Here is a 10,479-nt window from a genome sequence, read left to right as displayed (position 1 = left end):
GAGCGCCCGCCCAGGGCGGCGCAGGTTTACTTTTTCGCCGCCTCGCTCAGGCGACGGCCCAGCGAGAGCGCGTAGGGCGCTGCGCGTGCATTGAGCACCGGGTCGGCCGACGGCTTGATGCCGGCGGGCAGCACCAGCGGGTTGAAGGTCATGGCGTCGCAGGCGCCGCCCATGCCATCGGCGACCTTGTCAATCACCAGCTTGCCCGCAGAGACGACGGTGCGCGCGTCCGGCCACGCCAGCGTGGGGTCGGTGAGGTTGTCGCCCGCTTCGGCCAGTTGCAGGCGGAAGTCGAAAGACACGGGCGCCTTGGCCACGCGTTCACGAAGTTCGCCGGCAAGGAACTCGTCGCCCATGGATTTCAACTGCTCTTCGGTCAGGCCGAGCACACCGGCATCGGGCACGAACTGCCAGCGCGCGAAGCGGCTCTTGCCGGGCGCGGCCTCGAATTCAAACGCGTTCACGCCCCAGTAATTCACCGCGCCGTAGCTGGCCGGCACCGGCGCCTGCGCGAGGTAGGCGCCCTGGCGCGTGGTGTCCGGGTTGGCCGCGCTGAAGGCCTTGATCTTTTCCGGGTCCGGCTTGCCGGTGGCGGGGTCTGCGGTGCGGGCCTGCACGAAGGGCGCGAATTGTTCGGGCTTGCTCACGAAGAACACCGGGGCCGAGATGTTGGCCATCTGCCACTGCTCGCCGCCGGGCAACTGGAACTGCAGCGCCAGACCGCGCACCGACTTGGCCTTGTCGCTCGCCTTGGGGCTCCCGCCTCCCACCGAGAAGCGGGCCACCACCGGAATCCTGTCGCCCTTGAACACCGAAGCGCGAGAGAGTTCGCGGCCTGCCGCGTTGCCAATGAAGTGACCGCTGGCGCAGATGCCCTTGGCACCCGAGCGGCGTGAGCCCGGTTGCGGGCCCGCCAGCCCCTCCAGGGCGTTGACCTGGGCTTCGGCCTGGGATTGTGCGAAGACCTGAGGGGACAGCAGCGTGCTGCCCAGTGCGGCAGAGGCGGCGACGGCGAGAAGCAAGGGTTTCATGGAGCGACCTTTTCTGTGGTGGGGGTGATGCACGGCGCATTCACCTGAGCAGTGGTCGGTCCAGCCGCCAGCTTCTTACACCCGGGGACACAAATGCGGTCGGAAGTCACGCTCCCTGCATGCAAAATAAATTAGTATTTTGGTTCTAATGTGTCTGGGAGGACTCGCGATGAAAAACGTGGATCTCAAACAGCTCGCGCTGTTTTGTGAGTTGATCGAATGCCAGAGCCTGACGGAGGCCGCCGCGCGCATGAACGTCACACCGTCGGCCGCCAGCCAGGCGCTGACGCGCCTGCGCTCGGTGCTCAACGACGCCCTGTATGTGCGCGAGCACCAGCGCTACCAGCTCACGCCTTTTGCCGAGAACGCCATCGCAAGCTTTCACGAAATGATCGATCTGTGGAACGACGTGAGCAGCAGCGAAGGCGATTTCGATCCGCGTGCGTGCGAATCGCACATCGTCGTGTCGTGCTACGACTCGTTCGGCGAAGCGAGCCTGGCCGAGCTCTACCGCAGCGTGATGGCCGCCGCGCCAAGGCTCAGCCTGGACATTCAGTCGCCAGTGAATGGCCCGCAGGACGTGAAGGAGTTGCGCGAGGGTGGGGTGGACGTGGTCTGCAGCCACTACGAGCCGCCCACCGATGCGCGTGACCTGCACATGGAAACGGTCAAGCGCTTCGAGCTGACCCACTGTTGTCTCAACGTCGACCATCCGCGCATTGGCCAGACCTTGTCGCTGGAGCAGTACCAGGCAGAAGAGCATCTGCTCATCACGTTTCTGCGGCGCCATGGCGGGCAGCGCAGCCCGATCGATCTGGAGCTTGAGCGCCTCGGGTTCAAGGCCCGGCGCGCCTCGATCGTCAATTCATGGTTGCTGTGTGCCGAGCTGTTGGGAAGCACCCACCGGCTCGTCACCACCAGCCGACAGCAGGCCGCCATGCTTCAGCGCAGCAACCCGCGCATCCGCACCCTGCCACTGCCCGCAGAGCTGAGCTGGCCCACCATGCCGGTCAACATGATCTGGCATCCCCGCACCCACAACAGCCGGCCGCACCGGTGGTTGCGCCTGCAGTTGCGCGAGTACCTCGCGCCGTGCACCGTCGCGCTGGAGTCGCCGGTACTCGCCGAGCCGGCGGCGCAACCGCTCAGCACCACATTGCCGCTGGCCAGGGTCTGAGTGCATCACAGGTCCAGCAGGGCATCGACCTGCAGCAGGTATTCCATGGCCACGCTTTCGGTGAGCATGCGGCACAGCATGTCGAAGTACTCGAAGCGCAGGTGGCGAAGGCTGTCACACCGGGTGGCGGACAGCACGCGCAGGTAAATCTGCATGTCGCGCCGGCTCATGGCGAACATGAAGGGCTCCATGGCCGCGAGCATCTGGCGCTTGAGCTGCTCGACCTTGAACTCTTCCGTGACCTCGCGGTGCGCGGTGGTGTCCCGCTGAAGCAGCTGCCACACCCAGCGCGTGAAGCTCGGTTGGGGCAACGGGGGCATGCCCGCTGCCGCCTGGGAACCTGCCGATGGAGCGGCGTTGGAGCGTTGGGGTTGTTTGTCGTGGTTCATCGGGTTCCTCCAGGGTGAGTCGGTATGGGTGTGACTCTAGGAGGGGTGTCGCCCGGCGTCCATTTCGCAATCGGAGAAGCGGATTTAGCGCTGCTGAATGACGTCTAAACGTCGATAGTCTTTTTCAATGCGAGGTGTTCCGGTGCCTCGTGATCGGCCAGCAACCAGGCGCGGCTGGGGTGGTCGGCGGCGTCGCCCAGCAGTTCGCGCAGGAAGCGGATGGAGGGCGCATCGAGTGCAGAGAAGGGTTGGTCGATCAAGGTCAGCGGCGTGCCGGCGGCGAATGCCGCGGTCAGCCAGACCTTGCGCCGGCTGCCGGTGGAGAGCATGTACATCGGCTTGGCCAGATGGGGGCCGAGCCCGAAGCCCTCGGCCAGCTCCCGCATGGTGTCCACGCTGAAGTGCGGGTAGTGGTGGCTGAGGCTGTCCAGATAGCCCTTGGCTGCCAGCGCATCGTGGGCTTCGGTCTGCGGGTCGATCCAGAACACCTGGTGGCGGTAGGCATCGCGTTGCAGGTCCAGGCGAATGCCGTGAATGGCCAGCACGCCTGCGTCGGCGTTCTGGGCGCCAGCGAGCAGTTGCAGCAGCGTGCTTTTGCCGCTGCCGTCACCACCACGCACCAGGCTGACACCGGGGGGCAGCTCAAACGAGAGCTGGTCAAACAACGGCGCATTGCCCCACCCGAAGCGCAGCCCCTGGACACGGAGGACGGGTTCTTCGGCGTCGGCGTTCATGGCTCAGTACCCGATGCTGTACCGCAGGCCCTGGTGGTTGAGCACCGCGCTGCGCTGGCCGATGGTCTCCAGCTTGAAGCCGGGCGCGATCTCCTGACCCTCCTGGATCACCTTGCCGTTGATGATGAGCATGCGCAACGCCGGATTCTTCGAGTACGTGGAGCCGCTCACGCTCACGGGGGGCAACTGCGCGCGGGCCTCGGGCGAGAGCTCGCCGAAGCTGCGCACGGGCGCTGCGTTGGTGTCTGTGGCCGCCGCTGCGGGCGCTGGGGCCGAGGCTGGCACGGGCGCTGATGGCGCTGCCGCTGAGGGCTGCGCAGCGGCGGTGGAAGGTGGTGGTGCTGGCGCTGCGGCAGCAGCCGGTGCTGGCGCAGCCGCGCGCTTGGGCGGTTCGGCCCGCGGCGGTGGGGGTGCGAGGATGGGTTGTATGGGTTCGATGGCAGCAGGCGCCTGGCGCACGCTCGCAATGGGTTCGGCGGCTGGCACTGGCGGCGCTGCGGGCGCTGCGGCCACAGGTGCTGGTGACGCGGCGGTTGCCGCAGAGGGCTGAGCTGCGGGCTTGAGCCACCACCAGAGCGCCGCACCGAGCAACAGGGCCGCCAGCACAGCCCCGGTGTGCACCCGCGTCCAGCGGCGTGGCGCAGGCGCCTTTCGGCTCGCCGGGGGAACGATCTGGCTCTTGAGGCCAGGCACATGACCGCGCTCGCGTTCGGCGTCGGCACGTTGGAGGGCATCGAGGATGTAGGACATCGTGGCGCCTTCAGGAACCGGCGCTGGAGAGCCGGGGCTCATCCACACCACTGGCCAGGTTGACCTGCATGAACGTGATCGGGCCCGCCAGGCCAGCGGCCTCGATGCCATTGACACGCTGGAACGCCTGGATGCGGGCCGTGAGTTCGCGGCCCGATGGCGGGACTTTGCCGGACGCCTGCAGGCCCGCGATGCGCTCGCCCAACCAGTCGGCAGCGGGGCCGGTGCGGCCATCCACAAGGCGCGTGGTCTGGCCGGGGGGCGTGCGCCAGAGCGTGGCGAAGTCGCCGCGCCAGCTGTCCGCCAGGGTGGACAGCGGCATGCGCCAGCGCTGTTCACCAGATTGCAGTGTGGCGGTGTCGCCGGTGAGCGCGGTCACCAGCACCAGACCCGAGCCCTGGCCGCTCTGGCGCAGGGTCACGATGCCGGGGCGATCGAGCTGGCGCAGACCGCTGAGCGTGAGGCGGTCGGTGCGGTAGCACTGCAGCTGCGCCTGCTGCGCGGCGGCACAGGGGTCGCCCGATGCCAGGGATTGACCCCAGAGGGCGCCCAGCTCACGCCAGGCCTCGTTTTCGGTTTTGATCAGGGCGGCAGCATCTGGTGGCCCTGGCAGTGGTTCTGGCTTCGGCGCTGCGGCCGTGGGCGGGTCGCTGGGGGCGGTTGTCGGAGCGGGCGGCATGGCGACTGGCTCAGCCGTCGGCGTGTTCGCCGAGGTGGGGCGTGGCACGCTCTGGTTCCAGATCCAGAAGAGGGCGCCAGCCACCAGGGCGCCCACCACCAGGCCAATGCCCAGCGTGCCCAGCGGGGATGCCCACGCGCCCATCGGTGAGGTCGCACGGCCGCGGCGTGTCGGGGCTGCCGGCACCTCGGTTTCAAACACTTCACCGGCGGCCTTGTCCACCACCGCGCGGTCCACACGCGCCTGGTTGGTGGCATAGGCGCCCAGCAGCGCGCGGTCGCACAGCAGGTTGACACGCCGGGGCACGCCGCGGGCGATCTCGTGGATGCGCTGAATGGCCTGGCTGGAGAAAGGCAGAGGGCCGCGCAGACCCGCCACCTGCATGCGGTGCTCGATGTACTGCCGGGTTTCCGCCTCGTTGAGCGCGCCCAGGTGAAAGCGCGCGATCACGCGTTGGGCGAGTTGTTCGAGCTCGGGCCGCGCGAGCACCTCGCGCAGCTCGGGTTGCCCGATCAGGATGATCTGCAGCAGCTTGCGTTCGCTCGTCTCCAGGTTGGTCAGCAAGCGCAGCTGTTCGAGCACGTGCGGCGTGAGGTTCTGCGCCTCGTCGATGATGAGCACGTTGCGCTCACCATTGGCATGGCTCTGCAGCAAGTATTCATTGAAGGGATCGAGGTAGTCCTTGATGGTGGCCGGGCCGATGCCTTCGTGTTTGACCTCGACGTGGAACTCACGGCAGATGGTCTTGAGCAGGTCGCCCACCGTGAGCTTGGGATTGAAGATGTAGGCCACCCGGCAGCGCTCGGGAATCTGCTCCAGGAAGCAGCGGCAGATGGTGGTCTTGCCAGCGCCGATCTCGCCACTGAGCAGCACGAAGCCACCGCCTCCGCGAATGCCATACAGCAGGTGCGCCAAGGCCTCACGGTGGCGCTCGCTCATGAAAAGGTAGCGCGGATCGGGGGCAATGGAGAACGGGTCGTGCTTCAACCCGAAGAATTCGGCGTACATGCCCCAGAGCATAACGGGGCCGCCTGGGGCGGGCAACGACGCCTGACCGGCCCCGGCCAGGCGCGTGCTGCTCAAACGATCAGGCCGCCAGGGCCATGGTGCGCTGCGATGCCGACGCCGGGTACTTCGCGCTGGTGGAGGTCGAGCACTCGATATCGCCAGAGAGCTGGCCGCCTTCTTCGATCACGACCTTGCCGTAGCGAATCGTGCCGGTGACCTTGCCCGAGGCGTAGATGACCAGCTTCTGGCGCACCGTCAGGTTGCCGTCGAACACGCCGCGAATCTCCGCGATGTCGATCTCGGCCGAGCCCTTGAACTCCCCTTGCTGCGCAATCTGGATCACGCGCGAGTCCATTGTGGCTTCCACCAGACCTTCCACCACCAGCGTGTCGCAGTCGGTGATTTCAACGCCCTTGAGTTTGATGTTGGGTCCGACCGTGAGTTTGCTTCCCCCTTCCGGTGTGGATGAGGCGTTGCTGGTGGCGGCAGATGCAGCAGGTTCGGCGGAGTCGGTGCCGGGCTGTGCGGAGGCTTGTGTCGGGCTGGGCGAGCTCGCCGTGCTGCTGGTGGCGGGCTGGCCGTAGCGTGGCGTGGTCGCCATGCCGCTGTTGAGGGTCTTGGGGAGTTCGTTGTCTCGTTTGCCAAAGTGCAGTGCCATGCCAGCTCCTTCAAAAAGTGAAGCGGTCATGCTAAGGGCCATGCGGCGTACATTCTGGTCCGTCCCGTAAGAGGGGTAACGAGATGAACCGTACATGCCGTTTCATTTTTTCGGGCTGGCGCGCTTGCGTTCGTCCATTTCCCGGACCATGGCGCGTGCCTCGTCGCCCTCGGGAATGGGTCGGCCGCTGTCGCGCCACTGCACCGCGCTCTTGAAACCCGCCTCCTGGGCATGGCGGCGAAACCACAGGCCTTCGGGGTTGTGCCGGGTGATGCCATCGAACACTGTGGCCATCATCTGCGTCTGCTCCAGGCCCATGGTCAGCATCACCTGGTTGACCACCATCTTGTGCATCGCCAGGTGCGAGCGAGGCACACCGGCAATGCGTTCGGCCAGTTGCATCGTGGTGGCTTCCAGCGCCGCTTCCGGCACCGACTCGTTCGCCAGTCCCCAGGCAGCCGCCGTGCGGCCGTTGATCACGTTGCCGGTGAACATCATCTGCTTGGCCCGCGCTGCACCGAGGCGGTAGGTCCACATGGCGGTGGTGGGGCAGCCCCAGACCCGCGTGGGCATGTAGCCGATGCGCGCGTCGTCGGCCATGACCAGCAGGTCGCAGCAAAGCGCGATGTCGCTGCCGCCGGCCACGGCTGCACCATGCACCTTGGCGATGGTGGGCTTGGGGCTGCGCCACAGTGCCATGAAGTCCTCGGTGTTGCGCTTCATACAGGCGTAGTCGTCCATCGGGTCCCAGGGGTGGCGCTCCTGCTGGCAGGGGTGATCGATCTCGCCTTCGCCGAACATCGAAAGGTCGTACCCACCGCAAAAGCCCTTGCCCGCGCCTTCGACCACGATCACGTGCACTTCGTCGTCGGCATTGGCCCATTCGACCGCAGCGCGGATTTCACGCGGTGTTTCGTCGTTGATGGCGTTGAGCCGCTCGGGGCGGTTGAGCAGCAGGCGCGCCACGCGGGGTTGCTGGCTGTCCTTGTCAATGCGAAGGGTGTTGAAGGTGGGCATGCTCGTCTCCTGGTGTTTTTTTTCATGATAGGGATCGCAGTGCGGCCATGCAGCTGCGTTGGCGACATGTCAGGCGTTGCCATATGGTTGCGTGCGCAACGATATCTCGATACAGTTGCGCGCTCAACCATTTAAGAACCATGAAACAACCACTTCCGTCCACGGTGCCGGTGCTGATTGCAGGAGGCGGCCCCGTGGGTCTCACGCTCTCGGCCTTGTTGTCCAGCGAAGGCATTGACCATCTTGTGGTGGAGGCCGACGTGGGCTACTGCAGCGGCAGCCGCGCCATTTGCATGTCTCGCCGATCCCAGGAAATTCTGGGCTGGGTGGGGGCAGACCTGCCGCTGGTGGCCAAGGGCCTGGGCTGGACGGGCGGGCGCAGCCACTGGCGCGACACCGAAGTGCTGCACTTCGAAATGCCCACCGAGCCCACACAGCGCTTTGCGCCGATGGTGAACATCCAGCAGTTCTACGTCGAGGAATTCGCCCACCAGGCCGCACAAGCCCAGGGCGGGTTTGCCCGCGTGCAATGGGCCAGCCGGGTGGTGGCGGTGCGGCCTCAGGCGCAAGGCGTGCAGGTAGAGATTCAAACCCCTGAAGGGTCTCAGACGGTGGAGGCGGCTTACGTGGTGGCTTGCGATGGCGGGCGCAGCACCGTGCGCGAGCAGCTGGGCCTGCAACTGCAGGGCACGCAGTACGACGGCAAGTACGTGATCGTGGACGTGGTGCAGAAGACGCGGCGCGCGGTGGAACGGCTGGCCTGGTTTGACCCACCGTCCAACCCCGGTTCCACCATCCTTATGCACCGCCAACCCGATGACGTCTGGCGCATCGACTACCAGATCCGGGACGACGAAGACCCGGCGGAGGCCGTCAAGCCCGAGAACGTGCTGCCGCGCGTTCAGAGCCATCTGGCCATGATCGGAGAGAACGAGCCGTGGGAGCCGTTGTGGATCTCGATCTACAACGCCAAGTGCCTGACCTTGCCCGGCTACCGCCATGGCCGAGTGTTCTTTGCTGGCGATGCGGCGCACCTCGTGCCCATCTTTGGTGTGCGTGGTCTCAATTCCGGGCTGGACGATGCGGGCAATCTGGCCTGGAAGCTGGCCCGCGTGGTGCGTGGCGAGTCGCCTGACGCGCTGCTCGATTCCTATTCCACCGAGCGCCTGCACGCCACCCGCGAAAACATTGCCTACGGCGCCAAGAGCACCGAGTTCATGGCGCCGCCGAACTTTGCCTACCGCCTGATGCGAGAGGCCACGCTGCGCCTGGCCGTGAGCGATGCCCAGGTGCGCTCGCTGATCAACCCGCGGCAATCTGCGCCGATTGCGTATGTGGGCTCGCCGCTGAACGTGCGCCAGACGGGCGAATGGACGAGTGAGCGCGCCGCACCTGGCGCGCCCGCGCCAGAAGCGCAGCTCAAGGGCGAGGAGGGCGTGTTTCACCTGAGCCAGTTGTTCGGGCACGGCTTTGTGTGCCTGGCGTTTGGTGGCGAAGCACCCACCCTGGATGGGCTGGGCGTGCGCTCCATTGCGTTGCCCCCCGAGGTTGACCACCTGGGGCAGGCTTGGCAACGCTGCGGGCTGGCCCACGCGGCGGCGCGCGCACTCGTGCTGGTGCGCCCCGATGGCTATGTGATGGGCCGCTGGCACGGCCTGGACCCCACCCCCGTGCGCCTGGCGCTCGAACACACCGGAGTGCTCGCATGACCGACGCCGATCTGGACCACAGCTACAGCGCGCTGTGCGAAGCCCTCACGCAAGTGGGCGAAGCGCGGGCGCCCATGCTGCTCTCGATGCTCTGCCTGTCGCTCATGAGCCGGTGCGAGCGCGCAGACGACGTGCTGCCGCTGATCGCCAACGCCCTGGCGCAAAGTGACGGGCCCGATGACCATGAGTGCTGATGCGACCTCGCTGCAGGAGTTCCTCACTTACCGCCTGCACAAACTGAACAAGATCACCGACCGCCACAGCAGCGCGGCATATGCCGCCATGGGCCTGGGGGTGAGCGAGGCCCGTTGCCTGGCGGCCATTGGTGAGTTCGCACCGCTGTCGGTGAACGACCTGGCGGCGCGCGCCAACCTGAACAAGGCCCAGGCCAGCCGGGCGGCACAAATGCTGGTGGAGCGCGAACTGGTGCTCAAGTCCACCAGCGACGCCGATGCGCGCGGCGTGGTGCTGACCCCCACGCGAAGCGGGCGGGCGCTGTTCAAGCGCGTGATGCGCCTGATCGAGCAGCGCAACGCCGACATCTTTGATTGCCTGAGCGCCAGCGAGCAGCGGCAGCTGGAAACATTTCTTGACCGTTTGATCCACCACTCACAGCAGCGGGGTCACTTGGAATGACGGCATTGCGTTTATAAAAACGCCATGACCTCTTCCAAACCCTTGAACGAATTTGGCTACCGCCCCGACGACCTCACCGTGGAGGTGTCGGAACTGTTGGTGGCCACGGCCGACGAATCGGACGAGCTGGTCGACCGCGCGGTCTCCAAAGTGCTGCAGATGCTGCGTGAGCGCATGCAGATGGATGTCGTGTTCGTCTCCGAATTCACCAACGGCCAGCGCGTCATGCGGCAGGTGGCAGCGCCTCTTGACCCACCCGCGGTGCAGGTTGGTGACTCCGCGCCGCTGGAGGCGAGCTGGTGCCAGCGCGTGGTGGACGGGCGCCTGCCCCGGTTTATCGCCGACGCCTCGGTGCTGCCTGCGTCCGCCGCGCTGCTCAAGCAAACGCCCTTTCCCATCGGCACACACATCAGCACGCCCATCGTGCTGCAAAACGGCGAGGTGTATGGCACCTTGTGCTGCTTCAGCTTTCATCCGCAGAGCGAGCCGAATCCGGAAGACCTGAAAAAACTGGAGTTCACCGCGCGTCTGGCGGCGCAGAAGATCGACCAGCGCCGCAACGTGCGCCCTGCGCCCGAATCGGTGCCCGATTGGCAGCTCAAGCCCAAGTGAGGTGGCGCGGCGGCACGCCGGCGCAATGGCCCTGAAACCCCCTGAAATGGGGGTGGACCGGTAAAATCGCGGCTTTTCC

General features: G+C 66.2%; 11 protein-coding genes and 1 pseudogene. 5 read left to right on the top strand and 7 right to left on the bottom strand.

Annotated elements, in window-relative coordinates; genetic code table 11:
• Positions 1–26: 26 nt before the first annotated feature.
• Complete coding sequence (locus KXJ60_RS17795; RefSeq protein WP_291131065.1) at positions 27–1,031, bottom strand: catalase family peroxidase; 1,005 nt, start codon at positions 1,029–1,031, stop codon at positions 27–29.
• A gap of 169 nt (positions 1,032–1,200) precedes the next feature.
• On the opposite strand from KXJ60_RS17795, the gene KXJ60_RS17790 reads away from it, so the two are divergent.
• Positions 1,201–2,208 carry a LysR family transcriptional regulator gene (locus KXJ60_RS17790; RefSeq protein ID WP_291131064.1) on the top strand — a complete coding sequence of 336 codons (1,008 nt, stop codon included), beginning with the start codon at positions 1,201–1,203 and terminating at the stop codon, positions 2,206–2,208.
• Positions 2,209–2,213: 5 nt separating this feature from the next.
• On the opposite strand, the gene KXJ60_RS17785 is transcribed toward KXJ60_RS17790, so the two are convergent.
• The 6 genes and pseudogenes from KXJ60_RS17785 to KXJ60_RS17760 form a co-directional block, all read right to left on the bottom strand.
• Positions 2,214–2,597, bottom strand: a complete 384-nt coding sequence (locus tag KXJ60_RS17785; protein WP_291131062.1) for a hypothetical protein — start codon at positions 2,595–2,597, stop codon at positions 2,214–2,216.
• A 104-nt stretch (positions 2,598–2,701) separates the two neighbouring features.
• Positions 2,702–3,331, bottom strand: coding sequence for an ATP-binding cassette domain-containing protein (locus tag KXJ60_RS17780; protein WP_291131060.1), 630 nt, complete (start codon positions 3,329–3,331; stop codon positions 2,702–2,704).
• A gap of 3 nt (positions 3,332–3,334) precedes the next feature.
• Complete coding sequence (locus tag KXJ60_RS17775; protein WP_291131059.1) at positions 3,335–4,081, bottom strand: general secretion pathway protein GspB; 747 nt, start codon at positions 4,079–4,081, stop codon at positions 3,335–3,337.
• A gap of 10 nt (positions 4,082–4,091) precedes the next feature.
• Entirely contained in the window at positions 4,092–5,768 is a 1,677-nt protein-coding gene (locus tag KXJ60_RS17770; RefSeq protein ID WP_291131057.1) for an AAA family ATPase, read from the bottom strand.
• Between the two features lie 79 nt (positions 5,769–5,847).
• Entirely contained in the window at positions 5,848–6,426 is a 579-nt protein-coding gene (locus tag KXJ60_RS17765) for a polymer-forming cytoskeletal protein (protein WP_291131055.1), read from the bottom strand.
• A 102-nt stretch (positions 6,427–6,528) separates the two neighbouring features.
• Positions 6,529–7,446 (bottom strand): annotated as a pseudogene (locus KXJ60_RS17760) (crotonase/enoyl-CoA hydratase family protein); the annotation flags it as partial.
• Between the two features lie 137 nt (positions 7,447–7,583).
• Between KXJ60_RS17760 and KXJ60_RS17755 the strand changes: the two are divergent.
• The 4 genes from KXJ60_RS17755 to KXJ60_RS17740 are packed head-to-tail and all read left to right on the top strand — an operon-like array spanning position 7,584 to position 10,400.
• Positions 7,584–9,152 (top strand): FAD-dependent monooxygenase, encoded by a 1,569-nt coding sequence (locus KXJ60_RS17755; RefSeq protein WP_291131053.1) that lies wholly within the window; start codon positions 7,584–7,586, stop codon positions 9,150–9,152.
• Entirely contained in the window at positions 9,149–9,346 is a 198-nt protein-coding gene (locus KXJ60_RS17750) for a hypothetical protein (RefSeq protein WP_291131052.1), read from the top strand. The genes KXJ60_RS17755 and KXJ60_RS17750 overlap by 4 nt, the downstream gene beginning before the upstream one ends.
• Positions 9,336–9,788, top strand: coding sequence for a MarR family transcriptional regulator (locus KXJ60_RS17745; RefSeq protein WP_291131051.1), 453 nt, complete (start codon positions 9,336–9,338; stop codon positions 9,786–9,788). The genes KXJ60_RS17750 and KXJ60_RS17745 overlap by 11 nt, the downstream gene beginning before the upstream one ends.
• Before the next feature lie 24 nt (positions 9,789–9,812).
• Entirely contained in the window at positions 9,813–10,400 is a 588-nt protein-coding gene (locus KXJ60_RS17740) for a GAF domain-containing protein (protein ID WP_291131049.1), read from the top strand.
• The last annotated feature ends 79 nt before the right edge of the window (positions 10,401–10,479 follow it).

This window comes from Hydrogenophaga sp. (genome assembly GCF_019264445.1).
Classification (GTDB): Bacteria; Pseudomonadota; Gammaproteobacteria; order Burkholderiales; family Burkholderiaceae_C; genus Hydrogenophaga.
The sequence above is the reverse complement of the archived record's forward strand: the minus strand, read 5'-3'. Positions and strand labels throughout refer to the sequence as shown.